Consider the following 21563-nt stretch of genomic DNA (forward strand, 5'->3'; position numbering starts at 1 on the left):
AGCAATAGTCGACTCGAACAAGGATCACCACATGTCTCAGCCCCCCGCGCCCGAACCCCAGGGCGCACCCGCATCGCCGAACTTCGCGGCACAGCCCCAGTACGGCGGGGCGCCTGCCCCCGTCCCCCCTAAGAAGAAGGGGCCGGGCAAGTGGATCACCTTGGGCTGCGGAGGTTGCGCACTGATCGTTATCATCATCGTGATCATCGCTGTTGTCGCAAGCGTCGCCGGCGGCGGTGATGATGACCCGGTCAACGCTCCTGCCCCATCCTCCGAAGAGACGACCGAGGCCACTGAAGAGGACCCTGCGCCCGAAGAGACGACCGCAGAAGAGGAGCCGGAGGCCACGGAAGAGGAGCCGGAGGCCGCGGAAGACGAGTCCGGCGTACCCGCCGAGGGGGATACCGCGCTCGCACAGGCCCAGGACTACGTGGACATCATGCCGTTCTCGAAGAAGGGCCTGCTCGACCAGCTCACTTCGGAGTACGGCGGCCAGTTCCCTGACGATGCCGCGCAGTACGCCGTTGACAACGTCGACGCGGACTGGAACGCAGAGGCTCTCGAAGCTGCCGAGTCTTACCGCGACACCATGTCGATGTCCAACGACGCTATCCACGATCAACTCACCTCCGAGTACGGAGGCCAGTTCACCAAGGAAGAGGCGGACTACGCCTTGGAGAACCTGGACGGCTGAGGCACCTAGTATGCGACGAAACGCCCCCGGTACCGTCACCGTGCCGGGGGCGTGTTCTTCGTGCGTCAGGCGGCCGCTCGCGGGCCGGGGATCAATGCCTCGAGCATCGTGGCATGCGTGACCGTCGGCCGAGTGCGCGACGGGACCAGGTGCCCGTACACGTCGGAGGTGGTCTTCAGCGACTCATGACCGAGTGCGCGGGACACCTCGAAGAGGTCGGCGCCGGAGACCAACATGTGCGACGCGGCGAAGTGCCTTAGGTCGTGGACCCGCGGACGCGGTGTGATCTTCTTCGTCGCCTTCTTCCAGTGGTACTCGAAGAACGTCTGGTGCTGGATCGGTCGGCCGGCCCTGTTGGTGAACACCAGAGCGCCGGGCTTCCCCCGGGCGCCGAGCGCGGCGATGATCTTCGGCGTGGTCTCGATGGTGCGGTGTGCGCGCCGCGTCTTGGGCGCGCCGAGGATCCGCTGGTGCGTCTCGTCGTGCTTCCATGCGCGCCGCACCGTGAAGGTGCACGAGTCGCTGTTCACGTCGGCCCACGTGAGTGCCGTCGCTTCACCCCAGCGGAGCCCTGTCGCGGCGAGCAGCAGCACCAGTGGCCGGTAGAGGTCGCTGATCGTCTCGAGGATGGTGCCGAGCTCCGCCTGGGTGAGAATGCGGATGTCGTGGTGCTCGCGCGCGGGAAGTCGTACCCCGTCGCAGGCGTTGCCGTCGACCCAGTCGCGGTCCTGAGCGTGCTCGAGCAGCGCGGACAGTAGGCCGTGCTCGTTGCGGATCGTCTTCGCTGATACTGGCCGCTTCGTCTTCACCGACGGGGTGACGGCCCGTGCCTGGACCCACCGCTCGATGTCGGTACGGTCGATCAGGTCGACGGGGAGGGCGCCGAGCTGGTCGGTGAGCCCGGACCGGACGAGGATCCGCTTGTACTCGGCGGCCGTGCCGGCGGTGATGTCTGGTGCCGCGGCGATGTAGTCGTCGAGCACCTCGGCGAGGGCGGGACGGACGGGTCCGCCGTGCTCGAGGGCGATGCGTTTGGCGCGGGCGGCGGGTCCGCCGATCCGATCGACGAGGGCGGAGAAGGCGGCGGCCTCGCGGTGGTTGTCGAACGTCTCGGTGGTGGGGGTTCCGCCTCGTGTGATTCGGAACGCAACCCTGTATGCGGTGGTGCCGTCCTTGCGTGGGCGGACCGATATGGAGGCCATCTGCTGCTCCTGGGACTCGGATGTAGTCCGCACGGTAGTCCGCGGGACCGACAGACGAGCGTCAGTGCAGGTCAGGTGCAGTACCCCCAACGGGATTCGAACCCGTGTCGCCGGCGTGAAAGGCCGGTGTCCTAGGCCACTGGACGATGGGGGCCCGGGCAACGAAGTGCCCGACGCAGAGCATACCCATCGAAGGTGCTGTGCGTCTGCGGGAATCCCGTCGATGCGGCATACGCGACACGAATCGTCGGCCGCTGGATGTCCGGGTGCGGCGACGGGCGGCTCCCGGGCCGGCCGACGGCGTGGTTCCATGGGCCCATGATCCGGATCAGCCGAGAAGAGTTCGAGGAAGCGGTCGACGACGCGCTCGACTCGTTGCCCGAGGAGATCGCCCGGTCGATCGCGGAGGCGAACGTCGCGATCCTCATCGAGGAGGAGCCGCAGTTCGAGCATGCGGACGGCACCGAGCTGCTGGGCCTGTACGAGGGGATCCCGCTGGACAAGCGCTCCGTGTTCGACGGCTACGCCCAGCCCGACCGCATCTTCGTGTTCCGAGGACCGCTGCAGCGCGTGGCCGCCTCCCGCGAGCACCTCGTCGAACAGATCGCCGTCACGGTGCTGCACGAGCTCGGACACCTCTTCGGCCTCAGCGACAAGCGGCTCCACGAGCTCGGCTGGGGCTGAGCGCCGCGTTCACCATGGTGGCCTCCGCAGCGCTCATCATGGCGGCCACCGCGGCCCGCACGACCGCGCTCAGGCGTCGAGGTCGCTGAGCCCGGCCTCGTGGGCGATGATCGCGATCTGGACCCGGTTCGTGCAGTCCAGCTTGGCGAAGATCTTCGAGACGTGCGCCTTCACGGTCGCCTCGCTCATGAACAGCCGCATCCCGATCTGGGCGTTGGACAGCCCGGCCCCGACGGCGCCGAGCACCTCGGTCTCCCGTTCGGTGAGCTGCTCGATCCCGGGGTGACGGTCCTGGCGGGTGCCGGGGTTCGAGTCGGAGAAGTGGGAGAGCATGCGCCGGGTGATGGTGGGCGAGAGCATCGCATCGCCTCCGGCGACCACGTGCACGGCCCGGGCGAGGTCCTGCGGCGGGGTGTCCTTGAGCAGGAAGCCGCTGGCCCCGGCCTCGAGCGCCTGGAACACGTACTCGTCCATGTCGAACGTGGTGAGCATGATGATCTTGGGCGGGTTCGGCAGCGCGGAGACCGCCTTGGTCGCGGCGATGCCGTCGAGCCCCGGCATCCGCACGTCCATCAGCAGCACGTCGGGGCGGTGCTTCTGCACGAGAGTCACCGCCTCGGTGCCGTCGCCGCCCTGACCCACGACCTCGATCGCCGGGTCGGCGCCCAGGATCATCGCCAGCCCGGCTCGTACCAGGGAATCATCATCGACCAGTCCCACACGGGTCACGTCGTCATCGGCCATGGGATCACCGCCCTCACTTCGAAGCGTCCTTCATCGGTGGGGCCCGACGTGATCGTGCCGCCGGCGTGCGTCACACGGGTCTCGATCCCGGACAGACCCATGCGGGCCCCCGGCAGATCCGTCGTGAACCCCTTGGGAAGTACATTACTGACCTCGATCACGAGGTCGGTGCCCGGCTCACCGATCAGCGCCACCCGGGCCTTGGTGTGCAGGGCGTGCTTGTGGATGTTCGTCAGCCCTTCCTGCACCACGCGGAAGGCGGTGCGTGCGAGCTGGTCGGGCACCTGGTCGTCGATGAAGTCGAACAGGTCCACGGAGATGCCGGCCTCCTGCGAGGTGGCGACCAGGCGGCGCACGTCGTCCCAGGTGGGCTGGGGTGCCAGCGGGGCCTCCTCGCCGTCGCCGCGCAGCACGCCCAGCACCTCGCGCAGCTCGGAGAGCGCGGTGGTGGCGGTCTGCCGGATCAGCGCCGCGGACTGCTGGACCTGCTCGCGCTCGAGGTTCGGGTTCACCTCGAGGGCGCCCGCCTGGAGGGCGACCAGGGAGATCTTGTGGGCGACGATGTCGTGCATCTCGCGGGCGATGCGGGTGCGCTCCGCGCGTCGGGCCTGCTCCTGGGCGACCGCCTGGCCGGACTCCGCCTGCTCGGCGCGCTTCTTCAGCTGCGCGAGCAGCATCCGACGGGTCGAGACGTACATGCCCAGTGACGCCGAGGCCGCCACGATCAGCGCAGTGACCACGATGCCGGTGATCCCGACGATCCCGAAGCCGATCCCGCTCATGCTCAGCTCCGGCACGATGCCGGCCACGACGGCGAGCAGGGCGACCAGCAGGGTGCGCGCGCGCCGGCTGCTGCGCGTCGCGTAGGCGAACGGGACGACGACCAGCACCACCAGCGACCACGCGACGGCGTTGAGCGCGAGCACGAGGGGGAGCAGCCACGGCCAGTGGCGGTGGCGCAGGAGGAGGGCCGCGCCGAGGCCGACGATGAGCACGGCGCGCAGCAGATCCCAGCCCGAGGCGGCGAGGATCGCCGACAGCACGGCCTCGGCCAGGATCAGGACGCTGAGCGTCACGTCCTGCCAGGTCCGGCGCACGGGCGCTCCCAGTTCTTCCACTCCGTCACTGTATCGGCGCGAGCGGGCGTCCGGTCCTGCGGCCGGCTCGTCGGCCCGGGTTCCAGCCGGAGGTCGGCCCCGCGGAGGACCCGCCCCCGACGCAGGTCGGGGGTCGCGCCCCCGTCGGCCCGCCTGCGGCCGACGATCGTCGCGCCCGCGCTGGCCCCCGGTCGCTGTCCGTGCGGGGCATCGGCGACGGATCGTAGGGACATGACCTCACAGACCAGCCCCGCCGCCCGCGGCACCTCCGCCGCCCGCGGCACGTCCGCCGCCATCGAGGTGCAGGGCGTGACCAAGTTCTACGGCGACCGCGCCGTGGTCGACGACTTGAGCTTCACCTGCCGGCCCGGCAGCGTCACCGGCTTCCTCGGCCCCAACGGCGCCGGGAAGTCCACGACGCTGCGCGTGCTGACCGGCCTCGCCCGGGCCGACGCCGGCCGGGCGCTCGTGGGCGGTGTCGACTACCGCAGCCTCGATCACCCCGCCCGCACCATCGGCGTGATGCTCGACGCGGGCGCGCTCCACCGCGGCCGGACCGGTCTGGAGACCCTGCGCCTGGCGGCGCGCGCCATCGGCATGCCCGCCTCCCGGGCCGACGAGGTCCTCGAGACCGTCGGTCTGGGGCACGCCGGTGCGAAGCGGGTGGGCGGCTACTCCTATGGCATGCGCCAGCGGCTCGGCATCGGCGTGGCACTGATCGGGGACCCGGCCGTGCTGGTGCTCGACGAGCCCGCGAACGGCCTGGACCCCGAGGGGATCCGGTGGATGCGACGCCTGCTGCGCTCCTTCGCCGACGCCGGCGGCACCGTGCTGCTGTCCAGCCATCAGCTGCGCGAGGTGCAGGCCACCGTGGACCAGCTGGTCGTGATCGCCGGCGGCCGCCTGGTGCGCGAAGGCACGCTCGACGAGCTGACCAGCGAGGGCGGCACCCGGGTGGGCGCCCTGGATCCCCAGGCCCTGCGCACCGCCCTCGACACCCACGGCATCGCCTACGAGCGCCGCTCCGGGGACGAGCTCGAGGTGAGCTTGGCACCGGAGGACATGGGACGCCTCGCCCTGCGCGAGCAGATCGTCCTCACCACGTTGGGCGCCACCGATCACGGCGGGCTCGAGGAGGTCTTCTTCGCGCTGACCGGCCAGACGGAACCCGATGAGGAGTCCGGTGCGCCGACCGGGCAGTCCCAGCCCGCCGTGGTCGGCGGGCCCTGACCTCGTCGACGCCGACCGATCACTCACGGCACGACCACGCACCACGCACCACGCACCACGCGAACCAGCATCGCTCGCCACGCACCACGCGAACCAGCACCCCTCGCCCTCTCCGGCACCCCACCTCTTCGAGGAGACCTCCCATGAGACCCGCACTCGACCTCCGCGCCCATCTCGACACCCGCGGCACCGCGATCCTGATGACGATCTCGCTGATCCTCATCGTCGGCTTCGCAGCCCTCGCCGGGCTCCTGCAGCCGCTGTTCCTTCCCGACTCCACATCCGAGATGGCGCTGACCCTCTATGTCCTCAGCCTTCCGCTGTCGCTGATCATCCCCGTGATCGCCGTGCTGATCACCGCAGGGGAATGGTCCGACGGCTCGATCCAGCTCACCTTCCTGCAGCGCCCCGGACGCCTCGGGGTGCTGGCCTCCAAGGTGATCGCGGCGATCGTCGTGGTCGTCGTGCTCCTGGCGATCTCCGTCGCCATGGCGGCGCTGACCACCTGGATCGGCGGCGAGCTGATCGGGGATGGTGCTGTCTTCTCCGGGATGGGTGATGCGCTCGCCTCCCTGCTCGCCACGCTCGGGGCCACGCTGCTGTTCTCCCTCGCCGTGGGCATCGCCCTGCAGTCCACCGTGCTCGGCCTGGTCGCCGCGATCGGCATCCCGTTCGTGGTCGGCACCGCCACCGCGATCGCCATGCTCACCGGGTCCGAGACGATCATGGACATCGTGCGGGCGGTCGACCTCCAGACGGCTGCCATGGCACTCGGCACCGGGGACGCCACCGCCTTCGAGCTGCTGCCCCTCGCCCTGCTCGTGGTCCTGCCCGCCGCCTACGGCGCGTGGCGCTGGAACAGCCGCGAGGTGTCCTGACCCGTCCTGCCCCGTCCTGGCCTGCCCCGAACCGACTTGCCCCGAACCGACTTGCCCCGTCCTGACCCGACCCGGACCGTCCTGCCCCGGTTCGCCGGGGGCTCGCGGAACCTGCCATCCGCGGGGCCTAGGATGGCCGGGCCGTCGCGCGCCCGGCGCGCCCGCACCATCCCGCTCCGCCCCAGGACAAGGAAACCTTGTATGACACTCGCCGCCCAGCCGCGACGGCCCTTCGCCCGACTCACAGCGGCACTCGCCGTGACGGTCCTGCTGCTCAGCGGCTGCAGCCAGCTCGGCGGCGGGCCGGAGGGCGGCGCCGATGGCGGGGCCGGCGACGGCGGGTCCAGCGATGGCGGAAACCCGGCCCAGCCGGCTCCGGACAGCGAGGAGGGCCTCCCGCTGGAGGAGCTCGGCACGTCGGCCGCGCAGGATCTGCCCACCGACCCGTCGACCGATCCGGAGTACGCCCGGTACTACGAGCAGGACATCGAGTGGGGCGCGTGCGACGGCGTCGTCGCCGACGGCCTCGAGTGCGGGACCCTCACCGTCCCGCTCGCCTGGAACGATCCGAGCGGCACGGACATCGACCTCGCGGTGGCACGCATCCCCGGCTCCGAGCAGGACGCCGGATCGCTCGTGTTCAACCCGGGTGGCCCCGGCGTCTCCGGCGTGAACTACATGGAATCCGCGCCGTACATGGTCTCCCCGGCGGTGCTCAGCGACTACGACCTGGTGGCCTTCGACCCGCGGGGCGTGGGCCGCTCCGAGGGAGTCGAGTGCCTGACCGATCAGGAGACCGATGAGTACCGCGCGGTGAAGGGCCAGCCGATCTCCGCCGAGTCCACCCAGGAGTACGAGAAATGGGGTGCGCGGATCGCCGAATCCTGCGAGGAGCACTCCGGGAAGGTCCTGCCCTACCTCGACACCTACTCCTCCGCACGCGACATGGACGTGCTGCGCTCGGCCCTGAACAGTGACCAGCTCGACTACCTCGGGTACTCCTACGGCACCTACCTCGGATCGAGCTACGCCGATCTGTACCCCGGCCGCGTCGGGCACTTCGTGCTGGACGGGGCGATCGATCCCACGCTCACGATGGACGAGTTCGTCGCCGGGCAGGCGGAGGGCTTCGAGAAGGCGGCCGACGTCTTCATCCAGGACTGCCTGGACACGGCCGAGTCGTGCCCTCTCAAGGGCGACGTCGCCGAGGCGAAGAAGCAGCTGAACGCGTTCTTCGCGGCAGCCGACGAGTCACCCGTGGACAGCGGGGACCCCGATCGGCCCCTCACCGGCTCCCTCGCCCGCTCCGCCGTGCTGACGCTGATGTACAGCGACGAGCTGTGGCCCACGGGCCGACAGGCGGTGAGCGCGGCGATGAACGGTGACGGCAGCCAGCTGCTGGAGATGGACGACCGCTCCGCCGAGCGCCAGCTGGACGGTTCGTACCGCACCAGCGCCGCGTTCTCGATGACCGCCGTGAACTGCCTGGACCATCCCCGCGTCGCCGACGCGGAGTGGGAGAAGCAGGAGGCAGCGCGCATCGCGGAGCAGTTCCCCACCTTCGGGTCGAACATCGCCAAGGATGACTGCGCCCAGTGGCCGCAGGCCCCGGTGCGCGAGCCGGCGGAGATCTCCGCCGACGGTGCGGCGCCCATCGTGGTGATCGGGACGACCGGTGACCCGGCCACCCCGTACGCCTGGTCGACGGCCCTGGCCGAGCAGCTGGACAGCGGCGTGCACCTGACCTGGGACGGCAACGGGCACACCGCGTACGGGCGCTCCGGTGGCTGCATCGAGGAGCAGGTCGACGCCTACCTCCTGGACGACACCGTGCCGGAGAACGGTTTCAGCTGCTGAGCGCAGAGTCTGCCGGGCGCTGAGTCCGCCGAGCGCAGAGTCCGCCGGGCGCACGGTCCGCCAGGCGCGGCGTCCGCCGGGCGCGGCGTCCGCCGGGGGCCGTAGCCGCTCGGCGGACCGCGGTCAGCTGATGACCATGTCGAACACGTGGATCGACGAGTTGCCCGGCAGCACCACGACGTCGACCGTCTTGGAGCTGTCGATCTCGACGGCGGTCGCGAAGACGCTGTAGGTGCCGTTCTCGTTGCCGTAGCCCTCGGGGGTGTTGCGCCCCTTCGTCGCCGCGACGACCTCCGCGTCGAGGTTCGCCCCGACTCCCGTCCAGTTCGGGACCCCGAGGGTGCCCTCGTCACCGGTGCCGTCGGTGTAGTAGACGGTCACTGTCCCGGTCGCGTTCAACCCCGAGCCGGAGACGAGGAAGCCGATCTGGCTCCCGGTATCGTCGACCTCGATCGCCTGACCGCTGGCGGTGACGTTGTCCGCCTCACCGGCGGCGACATCGGGCCAGGTGAACTCGGTCCCTGCCCCCTCGAGGGTCGCTCCCGGGGTGACCTCGACCGCCTCGAGGGCCTCGGCCGAGAACGAGTTGCCGTCGCCGTCGAAGTCACCCTGGGCCACCGACGCGAGCGTGGTGATGCCGACGTTGTTGCGCGCCGCGGCGATCGAGTCGACGGGCTCGCCGGAGGTCAGCACGCGCTCCTGGGTCGCGGTGCCGATGCCGTCACCGCCGTTGTAGGTGATGGTCGCGGTGAAGGGGTACATGCGGAACCCGTCGCGCAGGGTGGGAACGCGCACGTCGAAGACGGCGTGTGCGCGCTCGCCGGCGTCGATCCGTCGGATGTCGATCGTCTGCGGGCCGACGGTCCATCCGGCCGGACCCCGCAGCGAGACGTTCACGCGCGTCATCGGCGCCCGGGAGGCGTTGGCGACGGTGACGGTGACCGTCTGGACGGTGTCCTCCTGGGTGAGGTCGACCGGGGAGATCTGGACCGTGGTCTGCGAGGGCGCGGACGCTGCCAGGGCGTTCCCGGCCATGGCGAGGGAGACGAGCAGTGCGAGGACGAGGACCACCGCGGCGCGGCCGGCACCCCGCAGCTGCTGTGCCCGAGCGGCGGGAACGACGGGAGCGGTGGGGAGTTCGGGGGAGTTCACGGCATCTCCTTCTCGTGGGAATCCATACCTTGACGGACCTCGGACCAGCGTCCACGGGTGAAGTCGGGCATCTCGAGCACGGCCCCGCCCTGATTGATGGACTCCTCGCTGAGGGGCACCGGAGCGCACCAGGTCGCGGAGTCGTAGACGTCGATGTCCGGGACGAGGCCGAGCCGGATGCACTGCACGAAGCGCCACTGCAGCAGGTAGTCGATGCCGCCGTGGCCGCCGTTCTGCTCGGCGTCGTCGCCGACGGTGCGCCACAGCCAGTGGTCGAACTCCTCGCGGTAGCTGTCGAACGGGCGCCAGGCGTCGTCGCCGTGATCGGGTTCGGTGTAGATCCGGGCCCCGGACTCCCCGACTGGGACGTAGTCCTCGAACACGCCGCGAGTGCCGGCGATCGAGTTGATCCGGCTGTACGGCCGGGGAGAGGAGACGTCGTGTTCGGTGCGGATCACACGACCCAGCTCGGTGTCGTGCAGGCAGGTGATGAGGTCGCCTTTGATGTAGGTGTCCTCCCACGAGGGGTGATCCGCGGGCATGAACCTCTCGCGGTAGTCGGCCAGGGCCCGGGGTGCGGTGGCGGTGGCGCGGATGGTGGCGATGCGATCCCCGCGGTTGATGTCCATCGCGTTGGCGACCGGGCCCAGCCCGTGCATCGCGTAGAAGGAACGGTTATGGGTGGTGTGCCACGTGCGACGCCAGTGGTCGGTGTAGTAGTTCTCGTCGAACATCAGGGCGCGCAGGTCGTGCAGGTAGGCGCCGTGCCCGTTGGTCAGGTCGCCGAACAGCCCGGCATGGGCGGCGCGCATCATCGCCAGCTCGTTGCGGCCGTAGCAGGTGTTCTCCGAGAGGGAGAGGTGCCTGCCGGTCTTCTCGCTGGTGGCTACCAGGTCCCACAGCTCGTCGACCTCGCAGGCCACCGGGAGCTCGACCACGACGTTCGCGCCGGCCTCGAGGGAGGCCTTGCCGTGGGCATAGTGGAATTCCCAGGGCGTCGCGATGTACACCAGGTCCAGCTCGACGGCATCGAGCATCTCCTGGAAGGAGGTGTCGGCGCCGCCGAACTCGCGGGGACGGGGATGGCCCTCCTTCTCGAGAGCGTCGGCGGTGCGGGTGGCGCGGTCGGCGCGGATGTCGCACACGGCATCGAGGGAGGTGCCGGGTACGGCGGCCCATCCGGCGGCCATGGAACTGCCGCGGGCGCCGAGGCCGATCAGGCCGATGCGCACGGTGTCACGCTGCTCGTAGGGGACGTCGATCATGGAGGCCTTGCCGGGGATGGGGGCCTTGGTCGGCTTCTTGACGGGGAGCGGCGCGGCTCCGGCCGATGAGGCACCGAGGGCCCCGACAGCGCCGACGCCGGAGAGACCGGCGCCGGTGAGGAGGGTGCGTCGTGACGGGAAGGGGGACTGGGGCATGCAGGATCACCTCGTGGTGGTCGGATCCGCTTCGCATCGACAGTGGCGCGAGGGAACTCCGGGTCTGGACGACTTCCGACCCGGAGTGTGACGACCCTCTCATCGAGTGCGCGCCGTGTCAAAGGATTCACAGAAGACGAAGCGGGATTGCTGGCGGGCGCGGCGTCGGCGCGGGTGCCTCATCCCCGGAGGGGGGGCGCCCTGGGTGACGTGACGGGGATCGCGCCATGCGGCTTTGCGCCCGGCCATATGTGTCCCGTAAGGTGGACTGGTCGGTCGCGTGACCGGCGGAAACGCCGCCTTAGCTCAGTCGGTAGAGCGATTCACTCGTAATGAATAGGTCACCAGTTCGATTCTGGTAGGCGGCTCCGAGTGTCAGAAGACCCCCTCACCTCCCAGGTGCGGGGGTCTTCTGCTGTCATGGTCACGCGGGTGGGTGACGTCGGTCCCCGGCGCCGAGGGGGCTGCCGGCGCTAGAGTCGCCTCACGATCCCGACCCGGCAGGAGCTGCCATGGACCACGCCGTAACCCCCGATGCATCTCGAGGCGCCAACCCGTTCGGCGTGGCCTCCGTGATCGCGGGAGTGCTGCTGCTCCTCGTCGGCACCGCGACGATCATGCTCTCTCCGGCGATTCCGTTGATCCTCTCGAGGTTCCAGCTTCCCTATCAGTTCGTGGGGCTGCTGACGGCGCTCCCGCAGGCGCTCATCGCCCTGGTCGGGACCGTGCTCGGCATCGTCGGGCTGCTCGCCAAGGGCCGACGCCGGGTCGCCGCGATCATCGGCACCACCATCGGCGCGTCGCACCTGGTCACCGCCATCGTCGGATTCGTCGGATCGCAGGTCGTCGTCCTCCTGCTCGGCTGAGCATCCCTCGAGGACTGCGGACGCGCGCCGAGAAGGACCTCCGTGCCCGGCTCGCGCCGACATCGTGACGCGTCTCGGGCATCGACGACCCCGAGGGGGTCCCATTCAGGCGCGGCGACGCGCGGTGAGCTCCTCGTCGATCCAGGAGGTGAGCGCGGGCGTGGACGCGGCGAGGCCGGCGGGCAGCCACAGTGCCTTCTGCATGCGCCCATCCGCCTTCTCGCGATCGAACACCGTGACCAGTCCGGCGTCGAACTGCCGCTGGGCCTCGGCGTTGGTCACCCCGAGCTCGATCTGGCGGTTGGAATCCTGCGTGATGAGCTCGACGTCGAGCATCTCCGCCCAGGGGATCTCGCCCGCTTGCGCGGTCGTCATGGTGAGGCCGCTCGGTGCGACGGTGAGGCCGACGGCCGGGCTGATCGCGCGACGGATCTGGACGACCATCAGGAGCAGACATCCGAGGACCATCAGCCAGCCGAGCAGCATGACGACGCCGCTGGCGGCGAGGCCGAGGACGAAGCCGACCAGGATGAGGAGCACGCAGAGCAGAGCGAGCAGCGCGGCCCGGAGGCGGGAGAAGCGGAAGGTCACCGGCTCCCCCTGGGCGAGGGTCGAGGCCCAGGCGGCGGCATTCTTCGTTGGTGTGCTCATATGTGTCGAATCCCTGTGATCGTGGTGTCTGTGCCGTGCTGCCGTGCTGCCGTGCTGCCGTGCTGCCGTGCTGCCGTGCTGCCGTGCTGCCGTGCGGCCGGACTGCGCGGGCCGAAGGACAATGTACTGCTGCGTGCACCATTGCTGGGCGCTGACCCGCAGGCTGTGTGCGGCACGGATCGCCTGCCCCGCCTGCGCCCCGTGTTGTCATGAGGTGTGGACGGACGAGGCGGCGCGGCAGCGGTGCCGTCGGTCGGACCCGTCCACCTTTTCTTGATTAAGTCCAGAGTGCACGTTATGGTCGGGGTATGCCGACGCTCGACCACCCCTCCGCCCTGCGCGAGGCAGGACTGCGCGTGACCGCCCCGCGGCTCGCGACGCTGGCCGCGGTCGCCGAGCATCCTCATGCCGACGCCGAGGTGATCGCCCATGCGGTGCGCGGGCAGCTCGGGACGGTGTCCCGGCAGGCTGTCTACGACGTGCTCAACGCTCTGTCCGACGCGGAACTCCTGCGCCGCGTCTCCGTGGGCGGTCGGAGCATGCAGTACGAGCTGCATCGGCACGACAACCACCATCACCTCGTGTGCCGCAGCTGCGGCCGCTTGGAGGACGTGCCCTGCTCCATCGGCCATTCGCCGTGCCTGACCCCCTCCGACGACCACGGCTTCGACATCGAGATCGCCGACGTCGTCTACCGAGGCATCTGCTCCCGGTGCCGCGCCGCGCACGCGTCGGCCGAGCCGTCCGCCGCGCACTCGTCGGCTGAGCCGTCCGCCGCGCACGCCACCCCCGAATCCCCCTGACCCTCCGGGGTTCGGGTCCTTGTCCCCGACCGTCACTGTCCGAACGTCACTGTCCGCACTTATCGTTACAACGTGTCAGAAACCATCACGACCCCTAGGAGACGCATATGACCGACTTCGATCCCACGATCCCGAGCACCACGGAATCCGGCGCTCCGCGCGAGTCCGACGCGAACTCCCTCAGCGTCGGCGCCGACGGCCCGCTCATGCTCCATGACACCGCCCTGGTCGAGAAGCTCGCGCGCTTCGACCGCGAGCGCGTCCCGGAGCGCAGCCCCCATGCGAAGGGCTCCGGCGCCTTCGGTGAGCTGGAGATCACCGAGGACGTCTCGCAGTACACCAAGGCGGATCTCTTCCAGCCCGGTCGCAAGACCCCGATGCTGGCTCGCTTCTCCACCGTCGCCGGCGAGCTGGGCTCGCCCGACACCTGGCGGGACGTGCGCGGCTTCGCGCTGAAGTTCTACACCCAGGAGGGCAACTACGACCTGGTCGGGAACAACACCCCGGTCTTCTTCGTGCGCGACCCCATGAAGTTCCCCGACTTCATCCACTCCCAGAAGCGCACCCCGGACTCGGGCCTGCGCTCGAACACCATGCAGTGGGACTTCTGGTCGAACTCCCCGGAGTCCGCCCACCAGGTCACCTACCTCATGGGTGATCGGGGTCTGCCCAAGTCCTGGCGCCACATGAACGGCTACGGATCGCACACCTACATGTGGATCAACGAGTCCGGAGAGAAGTTCTGGGTCAAGTACCACTTCCACACGGATCAGGGCCTGGAGTTCCTCAGCAATGAGGAGGCGGAGAAGATCGCCGGCTCCGACGGCGACTACCACCGCCGGGACCTCTTCGACGCGATCGACCGCGGTGAGAACCCGAGCTGGACCCTGTCCGTCCAGGTCATCCCCTATGAGGATGCGAAGACCTACCGCTTCAACATCTTCGACCTGACCAAGACGGTGTCCAAGAAGGACTACCCGCTGATCAAGGTCGGCACGATGACCCTGAACAAGAACCCGCAGAACCACTACGCCCAGGTGGAGCAGGCGGCCTTCAGCCCCTCGAACCTGGTGCCGGGCATCGGGGTCTCCCCGGACAAGATGCTGCTGGGCCGCGTGTTCTCCTACCCGGACGCGCAGCGCCACCGCATCGGCACGAACTTCAACCAGCTGCCGGTGAACCAGCCGGTCGTGCCCACGAACTCCTACGACAAGGAGGGGTTCATGCAGTTCCTGCACTCCGGTGACGCGCCGGTGTACTCGCCGAACTCCTACGGTCGTGCGTATCAGGACGAGCAGGGCCCCGTCGACAACGGCTGGGAGACCGACGGCGAGCTGGTGCGCGCCGCCTACACCCTCCACTCCGAGGACGGCGACTTCGTGCAGCCCGGCATCCTGGTGCGCGAGGTCTTCGACGACGGTGACCGCGACCGCCTGGTCGAGACCGTCTCCGGCGGTCTGAGCACCGTCGAGGAGCCTGTCCTGTCCAAGGCTCTGCAGTACTGGAAGAGCATCGACCAGACCATCGGTGAGCGCATCGAGAAGGCCATCGGCACCGCCGCGGCCGACGAGCAGTCCGGCGGCGACCCGCTGAACAGCTGATCCGTCCCGGGCCACCCCAGGTGGCCCGGTGTTCGCCACACGAGCGCGGCGCGTCCCCGGCATCCGGGGGCGCGCCGCGCTCGTGTGTGTATGTGCGTGCGTGTGGCTCGTGCGGAGGGGAGTGCTGGGGGAGGGCGCCGGGGGTGTCGGCAGGGCCCTCAGACCACCAGCACCTCGCAGGGAGCGGAGAGCAGGAGCTTCTGGACGGTGAGTCCGAGCAGGTGACGGGCGAGGTCGTTCTGACGGCGGATGCCCAGGACGAGCAGGTCCGCCTTCTCCTCCTCGATCACGTGCAGCAGCACGTCGGAGATGTCGTCCTCGGTGTGCTCCTGGCGCATCGCGACGCGCACGGCGGCCTGCCGGAGCTGGTCACGGGCGATCTCGAGCTGCTGGTCGTCGGCGTGACGGGGATCCGAGGTGACGCCGTCGCGCACCACATTGACCACGATCAGCGGCCCGCCGCGCCGTTCAGCCTGTTCGCGTGCGGCTGCCAGCGCCTTGAAACCCACGTCGGTGGGGATGAATCCGACGACGACTGCCATCTGTTCTCCTCGGGTGCGGTCCGGGCGTCGGCCGTGCCCGTGGGGGAGCGGCCAGCTCCGATCCTACGGGCTGACGGCCCCGGGAGGGGACCGGTGCCGCTCTCAGACTCCGGTGCCGGACCCGGAACTGGGGGTCTCGGAGCGCTGCTGGCCGGAGAGCTGCTGGATCTCGTCCATGATCCGTGCCGTCATCAGGCGGCGCTTGACACCCTTGGAGGCGCCGGGGTCGATATCGCTGAAGTCGATCGGGCGGCCGATGCGCACGCTGACGACGCCGCGCTCGGGAAGCTTCTTCTTCATGAGCTCGGGCGTGCCCTTGAGTCCCACGGGGATGATCGGCCGGCCGGACTCCAGTGCGAGCCAGGCGGCGCCCTGCTTCCCCGGGTGCAGCAGGCCGTCCTTCGAGCGGGAACCCTCGGGGTAGATGCCGAAGCCCGCCCCTTCGCGGAGGATGACCTGCGCGGACTGCAGCGCGCCCTTGCCGGAGGCGAGGGCCTCCCGGTCGACGGGCACGGCGTCGACGGCCGTGAAGAACCACTTCAGGACCTTGCCCCTGAGCCCCTTCTGGGACCACAGGCTCGACTTGGCCACGAACCGGATCTGGCGCGGGAACGCCACCGGGAGCACGAAGCTGTCGATGTTGGAGAGGTGGTTGGAGGCGATGATGAAGCCGCCCTCGGTCGGCACGTTCTCCAGTCCGGTGATCCGGGGGCTCCAGATGAGAGAGACGAAAGGGCGCACAGCGGTGCGGACTCCCATGTAGAAGCGCTGGGTCACGTGGTCCTCCTGGGTCGGCTCAGAACGCGCACCACGATATCCCTGTCGGGCGGGTGCCTGGTGCCGATGGTCGCAGCGCATGCCTCGTCACAGGCGCAGATGATGCGCTGGTCGCGCCGGTGAAGCGGACGGGGCGGGCACGGGCTGATGTGGTAGAACAGGCGTGCGTCACGCGCCGAATCCGAGGCGCGCAGCCGGGGACGGCCGATGCGCCCGCCGCAGGTCGGTGGTGCTGCCGCTGTCCCCGTCGATCCCGAGGAGCCTGTCGATGCCGAAGACCTTGAACATCGCCGTGATCGGCGCCGGAACCATGGCGCAGGCCGTGCATCTTCCGGTGCTGCGTCGGCGCTGGGACCGCTTCGCGGTCACTGCACTGGTGGATCATTCCCCGCGTCGCCGCCGGGAATCCTCCGAGGTGTGGGGGGTCGGGGAGGAGGCGCGCTATGAGAGCGTCGCCGACCTGATCGCTGCGGTGCGCGCGAAGAGCGTCGCCGTGGATGCTGTGGTGCTGTCCACCGATGGCCTGCACGTCGATGACCTGCTGCAGCTCATGAAGCGGGGCATCCCGATCCTCGCCGAGCCGCCCCTGGGCTATTCCGAGGAAGAGGTCGCTCGGGTGGCGGACTTCGAGCGGATGACCGGTCGCCGCCTCGTGATGATGGCCTACCCGCAGCAGTACGACGACTCCGTGTCGCGGATGGCCGAGCAGATCGCCACCAAGGACCTGCGGATGGTGGACCACGAGGTGCTGATGCCGGCGAGCCAGCCGCTGTTCGGCGGCGCGCACGTCACCACGTCCTCGTACGACCTCCCCTCCGAGGTGCGCTCCCAGCGCCGCACGAATCTCCAGGCGGCAGTGGTCGCCGGCTCCGGTGACGGCGCCACCCAGCGCGATCGCGACCTCTACGTCAAGGGCCTGCTGACCGGCGTGGCCCATCAGCTGGCCGTGCTCGAGGCCGTGTACGGCCCGGTCGCGCGCCTGGTCGCCGTGCGTCATTGGCCCAAGGGCGTGATCCCCGGTTCGATCGAGCTGCTCGGCGAGCTCGAGGGCGGAGCGCAGGTGAGGCTGGTCTGGCACTACCTCCCGTTCGCCCCGGAGTACTCCGAGACCATCCAGGTGCTCTCCGCCCGCAGGCGGATGCAGGTCGAGCTGCCCGCGCCCTCGCACGGCGATCGCCGCTCGACGGTCTCGCTGCGGGAGAAGAAGGCCGGCGTGGTCCAGGAGACCTCCACGACCGCGGCCAAGGGCTCGGTGGAGCTGATGTGGGAGGCGTTCCATGCCTTCGTCGAGAAGGGAACGCTGCCCTACTCCGGAGCCGCCGAGGCGCAGACCCAGGTCGCGCTGCTGCGCGAGGTGCTCTCTGCGATCGTGGTCGCCGACGGGCGGAGCCTCGAGGCGGAGCCCACGGACGACGAGGACCCGGCCGGTGAGGAGAAGGCCGACGACACGAAGGCCGTCGGTACGGATGTCCCCGCCGGCACGGATTCCCTCGACAGCATGGATGCCCCCGACAGCACGGATGCGGCCGGCAGCATGGACGCGGCCGGCAGCGCCGATGGGGCCGGCAGCGCCGATGGGGCTGACGGCATCGATGGTGGCGCTCCGAGCGCCGATGAGGCGGCGGTCGACAGGTCGCGGTCGACGCCCACGAGCCCGCCCATGATGGTCACCGCGCCGCCTGCGGCCGACGCGGCCCCTGAGGGATCCGACAGCGCGGGCGGAAGCGTGGACGGGGCCCAGACGCCGCTCGTCCCCACCGACCCTGTGGTCAACGCCTGGATCGTCCCGGGGACGCAGAACGAGGCGGACGCCGAGGGCGCGGACTCGCCCGAGGACCGGCCGGAGGGCCCGGCGCACCGCTGAAGCCGCCCGCCCCGTCTCGACCCGCCGTCAGCACGCGACCTCTCCTCCGGGAGGCCCGGATCCCCGCAGCTCCGATCGTCAGGAGAGGCGGGGATCGTCGCGTCCGGGAACGACACGCCGAGGCCCGCTGAGAGACATGGCGACGACACGCCCGGGCGCCGTCAGGACACGCCGGGATCCTCCTCACGTGAGGGGCGTGTCGGAGTGCTCCGCAGCGCTCGTCGGAGCCCGTCGTCCACCGCGCCGATGGGCTGTCGGACCCGTCGTCCACACTGCTCTGTGCATGCTTTCCCGGCTTTCGTGCGTGGCCTCCGACGGTTGTCCCCATCCCTCCCGATCTGTCCACAGCCCGTCAACAGTCGATTGTGGATGACAGGGTTGTAACTCAGTACATCTTGTGGTCGTTCCGCCGGGGCACCACTAGGTGTAGTGTTGACGTTGTCGCAGCGATCCGGGCTCCCCGGGGAACTGTCACCGCATCAGAAGCCCTCGTGGCAGAGGTGACGGGGAGATTCCAGAGCATCGCGACACGGTCCTCGGACCTCCTGAACCACCAGCAAGAACCATCCTCATCGCGCCGCCGGCGCGGCGCTCGAGAAAGGCCCCTTCCCTTGGACATCACCGTGTACTCCAAGCCCCTCTGCGTGCAGTGCGACGCCACCAAGCGCGCCCTCAACAAGGCGGGCGTGGCCTATGACGTCGTCGACATCACCGAGGATGCCGACGCACTCGCTCGCATCAAGTCGATGGGCTACGTCCAGGCGCCCGTCGTCATCACCGAGCAGGACCACTGGTCCGGCTTCCGTCCCGACAAGATCAAGGCCGTCGTGGCCGCCACCGGCGCTCAGCGCAGCGCCGCCGCGATCTGATCGGCTCCCGGAGCTGCAGGGCGAATCGGCGTGACTGACCTCGTCTACTTCTCCTCGGTCTCGGGCAACACCCATCGCTTCGTCGAGAAGCTCGGGATGCCTGCATCCCGGATCCCGCTCTACCCCCGGGACGAGCACCTTGTCGCCGACAAGGAGTTCGTCCTGGTGACCCCGACCTATGGCGGCGGCAACGGCCACGGTGCCGTTCCCAAGCAGGTCATCAAGTTCCTCAACGACGAACGCAACCGGAACCTCATCCGGGGCGTGATCGGTGCTGGCAACACCAATTTCGGGGAGGCGTACTGCTTGGCCGGAGACATCATCTCCGCCAAGTGCCGCGTCCCGCACATGTACAAGTTCGAACTGTTCGGTACCCCTCGCGACGTGCAGCGGGTCCACGACGGATTGGAAGAGTTTTGGCGACACTGACCGAGATGCCCCCGGTCGAGCACAACAGGCAGCTCGACTACCACGCGCTGAACGCGATGCTCAACCTCTATGGTGCGGATGGTGAGATCCAGTTCGAGAAGGATCGGCTCGCCGCTCGCGAGTACTTCTTGCAGCACGTGAACCCCAACACGGTGTTCTTCCACTCGCTGCGCGAGAAGATGGACTACCTGATCGAGAACCAGTACTACGAGGCCGCGGTCATCGAGCAGTACGACTTCTCCTTCGTGGAGTCGCTGTCCGAGCAGGCCTTCGCGAAGAAGTTCCGCTTCCCGACCTTCCTGGGCGCGTTCAAGTACTACACCTCGTACACGCTGAAGACGTTCGACGGCAAGCGGTACCTGGAGCGCTTCGAGGACCGCGTGGTGATGGTGGCGCTCACCCTCGCCGAGGGTGATGAGCAGCTGGCCCGCAACCTCGTCGAGGAGATCCTCGACGGGCGCTTCCAGCCGGCCACCCCCACCTTCCTCAACGCCGGCAAGGCTCAGCGCGGAGAGCTCGTCTCCTGCTTCCTGCTGCGCATCGAGGACAACATGGAGTCCATCGGGCGCTCCATCAACTCCGCGCTGCAGCTGTCCAAGCGCGGCGGCGGCGTCGCCCTGCTGCTGAGCAACGTGCGCGAGTACGGTGCGCCGATCAAGCGCATCGAGAACCAGTCCAGCGGCGTCATCCCCGTGATGAAGCTGCTCGAGGACTCCTTCTCCTACGCGAACCAGCTCGGTGCGCGTCAGGGCGCCGGCGCGGTGTACCTCAACGCCCACCACCCGGACATCCTGCGGTTCCTCGACACCAAGCGCGAGAACGCCGACGAGAAGATCCGCATCAAGACCCTCTCCCTCGGTGTGGTCATCCCCGACATCACCTTCGAGCTCGCCAAGAACAACGAGCCGATGTACCTGTTCTCCCCGTACGACGTGGAGCGCGAGTACGGCAAGCCGTTCGCCGAGGTGAACGTCTCGGAGTCCTACCGCGAGATGGTCGACAACCCGAAGATCGCCAAGAAGAAGATCAAGGCGCGCGACTTCTTCCAGATCCTGGCGGAGATCCAGTTCGAGTCCGGCTACCCGTACATCATGTTCGAGGACACCGTGAACCGGGCCAACCCGATCCCGGGCAAGGTCACCCACTCGAACCTGTGCTCCGAGATCCTGCAGGTCTCGACCCCGTCGACCATGAACGTCGACCTGACGTACGACGAGCTCGGTCGCGACATCTCCTGCAACCTCGGCTCGATGAACATCGCCAAGGCGATGGACTCCGCGGACTTCGGCCGCACCATCGAGACCGCGATCCGTGGTCTGACCTCGGTCTCGGACAACTCCGACATCGAGTCGGTGCCGACGATCGCCGAGGGCAACCGCAAGTCGCACGCCATCGGCCTGGGCCAGATGAACCTCCACGGCTACCTCGCTCGCGAGTCCATCTTCTACGGTTCCGAAGAGGGCCTGGACTTCACGAACATGTACTTCTACGCGGTCACCTACAACGCCATCAAGGCCTCGAACAGGATCGCCAAGGAGCGCAAGGAGGTCTTCTACGACTTCGAGAACTCCACCTACGGCACCGGCACCTACTTCGACAAGTACATCGACAAGGTGTGGGAGCCCCGCACTGAGAAGGTCCGCGGCCTGTTCGAGAGCTCCAGCGTGCACCTGCCCACCCAGGAGGACTGGAAGCAGCTGCGCGAGGACGTCAAGGCGCACGGCATGTACAACGCCTACCTGCAGGCGGTCCCGCCGACCGGGTCGATCTCGTACATCAACCACTCGACGAGCTCGATCCACCCGATCGTCTCCAAGATCGAGATCCGCAAGGAAGGCAAGATCGGCCGGGTCTACTACCCCGCGCCGTACATGACCAACGACAACCTCGAGTACTACGAGGATGCGTACGAGATCGGCTACGAGAAGATCGTCGACACCTACGCCGAGGCCACGCAGCACGTGGACCAGGGCCTGTCGCTGACGCTGTTCTTCCCGGACACCGCTACCACGCGCGACATCAACAAGGCGCAGATCTACGCATGGCGCAAGGGCATCAAGACCCTGTACTACATCCGCCTGCGCCAGATGGCGATCGAGGGCACCGAGGTCGAGGGCTGCGTCAGCTGCATGCTGTGAGTCTCTGACCCCGATCACGACGGGCGGGCATCCGGATCACCGGGTGCCCGCCCGTTGTCGTCTC

The 21563-nt window shown here is 68.9% G+C and carries 20 protein-coding genes and 2 tRNA genes; 13 read left to right on the forward strand and 9 right to left on the reverse strand.

Translation table 11 applies throughout. The features are described 5' to 3' along the window. The first annotated feature begins 31 nt into the window (after nt 1-31). A complete protein-coding gene (locus ACT3UL_RS11055; protein ID WP_444578279.1) occupies nt 32-694 on the forward strand; it encodes an Ltp family lipoprotein in 663 nt (220 codons plus the stop codon). A gap of 65 nt (nt 695-759) precedes the next feature. On the opposite strand, the gene ACT3UL_RS11060 is transcribed toward ACT3UL_RS11055, so the two are convergent. Together ACT3UL_RS11060 and ACT3UL_RS11065 are read right to left on the reverse strand one after the other, a co-directional pair. Next, a complete protein-coding gene (locus ACT3UL_RS11060) occupies nt 760-1896 on the reverse strand; it encodes a tyrosine-type recombinase/integrase (RefSeq protein WP_444578280.1) in 1137 nt (378 codons plus the stop codon). Between the two features lie 81 nt (nt 1897-1977). Continuing rightward, a tRNA-Glu gene (locus ACT3UL_RS11065) sits at nt 1978-2050 on the reverse strand. Between the two features lie 164 nt (nt 2051-2214). On the opposite strand from ACT3UL_RS11065, the gene ACT3UL_RS11070 reads away from it, so the two are divergent. After that, on the forward strand, nt 2215-2580 hold the full coding sequence (locus tag ACT3UL_RS11070; protein ID WP_444578281.1) for a metallopeptidase family protein: 366 nt from the start codon (nt 2215-2217) through the stop codon (nt 2578-2580). A gap of 69 nt (nt 2581-2649) precedes the next feature. Here ACT3UL_RS11070 and ACT3UL_RS11075 read toward each other — a convergent pair whose 3' ends face one another. Both ACT3UL_RS11075 and ACT3UL_RS11080 read right to left on the reverse strand, forming a co-directional pair. Beyond that, nucleotides 2650-3324: a response regulator gene (locus ACT3UL_RS11075; protein WP_444578282.1), complete on the reverse strand. Its 675-nt coding sequence runs from the start codon at nt 3322-3324 to the stop codon at nt 2650-2652. Continuing rightward, nucleotides 3306-4442, reverse strand: coding sequence for a sensor histidine kinase (locus ACT3UL_RS11080; RefSeq protein ID WP_444578283.1), 1137 nt, complete (start codon nt 4440-4442; stop codon nt 3306-3308). Before ACT3UL_RS11080 ends, ACT3UL_RS11075 begins: the two co-directional genes overlap by 19 nt. A gap of 210 nt (nt 4443-4652) precedes the next feature. Between ACT3UL_RS11080 and ACT3UL_RS11085 the strand changes: the two genes are divergently transcribed. The 3 genes from ACT3UL_RS11085 (at nt 4653) to ACT3UL_RS11095 (ending at nt 8386) form a co-directional block, all read left to right on the forward strand. Further along, complete coding sequence (locus ACT3UL_RS11085) at nt 4653-5651, forward strand: ABC transporter ATP-binding protein (protein ID WP_444578284.1); 999 nt, start codon at nt 4653-4655, stop codon at nt 5649-5651. 143 nt (nt 5652-5794) lie between these two features. Next, nucleotides 5795-6529, forward strand: coding sequence for an ABC transporter permease (locus tag ACT3UL_RS11090; protein WP_444578285.1), 735 nt, complete (start codon nt 5795-5797; stop codon nt 6527-6529). A 201-nt stretch (nt 6530-6730) separates the two neighbouring features. Then, nucleotides 6731-8386 (forward strand): alpha/beta hydrolase, encoded by a 1656-nt coding sequence (locus ACT3UL_RS11095; protein ID WP_444578286.1) that lies wholly within the window; start codon nt 6731-6733, stop codon nt 8384-8386. 123 nt (nt 8387-8509) lie between these two features. On the opposite strand, the gene ACT3UL_RS11100 is transcribed toward ACT3UL_RS11095, so the two are convergent. Then, nucleotides 8510-9538: an NEW3 domain-containing protein gene (locus tag ACT3UL_RS11100; RefSeq protein ID WP_444578287.1), complete on the reverse strand. Its 1029-nt coding sequence runs from the start codon at nt 9536-9538 to the stop codon at nt 8510-8512. Next, nucleotides 9535-10959 (reverse strand): Gfo/Idh/MocA family protein, encoded by a 1425-nt coding sequence (locus tag ACT3UL_RS11105; RefSeq protein ID WP_444578288.1) that lies wholly within the window; start codon nt 10957-10959, stop codon nt 9535-9537. The genes ACT3UL_RS11100 and ACT3UL_RS11105 overlap by 4 nt, the downstream gene beginning before the upstream one ends. 295 nt (nt 10960-11254) lie before the next feature. On the opposite strand from ACT3UL_RS11105, the gene ACT3UL_RS11110 reads away from it, so the two are divergent. Both ACT3UL_RS11110 and ACT3UL_RS11115 read left to right on the forward strand, forming a co-directional pair. Then, nucleotides 11255-11327: transfer RNA gene (locus ACT3UL_RS11110), tRNA-Thr, on the forward strand. Nucleotides 11328-11471: 144 nt separating this feature from the next. Further along, nucleotides 11472-11825 (forward strand): hypothetical protein, encoded by a 354-nt coding sequence (locus tag ACT3UL_RS11115; RefSeq protein WP_444578289.1) that lies wholly within the window; start codon nt 11472-11474, stop codon nt 11823-11825. A 105-nt stretch (nt 11826-11930) separates the two neighbouring features. Here the strand turns inward: ACT3UL_RS11115 and ACT3UL_RS11120 are convergent, their stop codons facing one another. Continuing rightward, a complete protein-coding gene (locus ACT3UL_RS11120; RefSeq protein WP_444578290.1) occupies nt 11931-12476 on the reverse strand; it encodes a hypothetical protein in 546 nt (181 codons plus the stop codon). 308 nt (nt 12477-12784) lie between these two features. Between ACT3UL_RS11120 and ACT3UL_RS11125 the strand changes: the two genes are divergently transcribed. After that, nucleotides 12785-13279: a Fur family transcriptional regulator gene (locus tag ACT3UL_RS11125; protein ID WP_444578291.1), complete on the forward strand. Its 495-nt coding sequence runs from the start codon at nt 12785-12787 to the stop codon at nt 13277-13279. Between the two features lie 107 nt (nt 13280-13386). Beyond that, nucleotides 13387-14880: a catalase gene (locus ACT3UL_RS11130; RefSeq protein WP_444578292.1), complete on the forward strand. Its 1494-nt coding sequence runs from the start codon at nt 13387-13389 to the stop codon at nt 14878-14880. 158 nt (nt 14881-15038) lie between these two features. Here ACT3UL_RS11130 and ACT3UL_RS11135 read toward each other — a convergent pair whose 3' ends face one another. After that, complete coding sequence (locus ACT3UL_RS11135) at nt 15039-15422, reverse strand: universal stress protein (protein WP_444578293.1); 384 nt, start codon at nt 15420-15422, stop codon at nt 15039-15041. A gap of 102 nt (nt 15423-15524) precedes the next feature. Further along, nucleotides 15525-16199: a lysophospholipid acyltransferase family protein gene (locus ACT3UL_RS11140; RefSeq protein ID WP_444578294.1), complete on the reverse strand. Its 675-nt coding sequence runs from the start codon at nt 16197-16199 to the stop codon at nt 15525-15527. Between the two features lie 268 nt (nt 16200-16467). On the opposite strand from ACT3UL_RS11140, the gene ACT3UL_RS11145 reads away from it, so the two are divergent. The 4 genes from ACT3UL_RS11145 to nrdE all read left to right on the forward strand — a co-directional run bounded on the left by ACT3UL_RS11145 (nt 16468) and on the right by nrdE (nt 21499). Further along, entirely contained in the window at nt 16468-18063 is a 1596-nt protein-coding gene (locus ACT3UL_RS11145) for a Gfo/Idh/MocA family oxidoreductase (RefSeq protein ID WP_444578295.1), read from the forward strand. 611 nt (nt 18064-18674) lie between these two features. After that, entirely contained in the window at nt 18675-18932 is a 258-nt protein-coding gene (nrdH, locus tag ACT3UL_RS11150) for a glutaredoxin-like protein NrdH (RefSeq protein WP_193118877.1), read from the forward strand. Between the two features lie 30 nt (nt 18933-18962). After that, entirely contained in the window at nt 18963-19361 is a 399-nt protein-coding gene (nrdI, locus tag ACT3UL_RS11155; RefSeq protein ID WP_343922047.1) for a class Ib ribonucleoside-diphosphate reductase assembly flavoprotein NrdI, read from the forward strand. A 5-nt stretch (nt 19362-19366) separates the two neighbouring features. Further along, complete coding sequence (nrdE, locus tag ACT3UL_RS11160) at nt 19367-21499, forward strand: class 1b ribonucleoside-diphosphate reductase subunit alpha (protein ID WP_444578296.1); 2133 nt, start codon at nt 19367-19369, stop codon at nt 21497-21499. Nucleotides 21500-21563 lie beyond the last annotated feature (64 nt).

It is taken from the genome of Brachybacterium sp. 107 (assembly GCF_052379725.1).
GTDB lineage: Bacteria > Actinomycetota > Actinomycetes > Actinomycetales > Dermabacteraceae > Brachybacterium.

What these genes read in the sequence shown, in the direction of transcription:
- ACT3UL_RS11055 (WP_444578279.1), top strand. Translation starts at nt 32, where the DNA reads ATGTCTCAGCCCCCCGCGCCCGAACCCCAGGGCGCACCCGCATCGCCG.
- ACT3UL_RS11060 (WP_444578280.1), bottom strand. Translation starts at nt 1,896, where the DNA reads ATGGCCTCCATATCGGTCCGCCCACGCAAGGACGGCACCACCGCATAC.
- ACT3UL_RS11070 (WP_444578281.1), top strand. Translation starts at nt 2,215, where the DNA reads ATGATCCGGATCAGCCGAGAAGAGTTCGAGGAAGCGGTCGACGACGCG.
- ACT3UL_RS11075 (WP_444578282.1), bottom strand. Translation starts at nt 3,324, where the DNA reads ATGGCCGATGACGACGTGACCCGTGTGGGACTGGTCGATGATGATTCC.
- ACT3UL_RS11085 (WP_444578284.1), top strand. Translation starts at nt 4,653, where the DNA reads ATGACCTCACAGACCAGCCCCGCCGCCCGCGGCACCTCCGCCGCCCGC.
- ACT3UL_RS11090 (WP_444578285.1), top strand. Translation starts at nt 5,795, where the DNA reads ATGAGACCCGCACTCGACCTCCGCGCCCATCTCGACACCCGCGGCACC.
- ACT3UL_RS11095 (WP_444578286.1), top strand. Translation starts at nt 6,731, where the DNA reads ATGACACTCGCCGCCCAGCCGCGACGGCCCTTCGCCCGACTCACAGCG.
- ACT3UL_RS11105 (WP_444578288.1), bottom strand. Translation starts at nt 10,959, where the DNA reads ATGCCCCAGTCCCCCTTCCCGTCACGACGCACCCTCCTCACCGGCGCC.
- ACT3UL_RS11115 (WP_444578289.1), top strand. Translation starts at nt 11,472, where the DNA reads ATGGACCACGCCGTAACCCCCGATGCATCTCGAGGCGCCAACCCGTTC.
- ACT3UL_RS11120 (WP_444578290.1), bottom strand. Translation starts at nt 12,476, where the DNA reads ATGAGCACACCAACGAAGAATGCCGCCGCCTGGGCCTCGACCCTCGCC.
- ACT3UL_RS11125 (WP_444578291.1), top strand. Translation starts at nt 12,785, where the DNA reads ATGCCGACGCTCGACCACCCCTCCGCCCTGCGCGAGGCAGGACTGCGC.
- ACT3UL_RS11130 (WP_444578292.1), top strand. Translation starts at nt 13,387, where the DNA reads ATGACCGACTTCGATCCCACGATCCCGAGCACCACGGAATCCGGCGCT.
- ACT3UL_RS11135 (WP_444578293.1), bottom strand. Translation starts at nt 15,422, where the DNA reads ATGGCAGTCGTCGTCGGATTCATCCCCACCGACGTGGGTTTCAAGGCG.
- ACT3UL_RS11145 (WP_444578295.1), top strand. Translation starts at nt 16,468, where the DNA reads ATGCCGAAGACCTTGAACATCGCCGTGATCGGCGCCGGAACCATGGCG.
- nrdE (WP_444578296.1), top strand. Translation starts at nt 19,367, where the DNA reads ATGCCCCCGGTCGAGCACAACAGGCAGCTCGACTACCACGCGCTGAAC.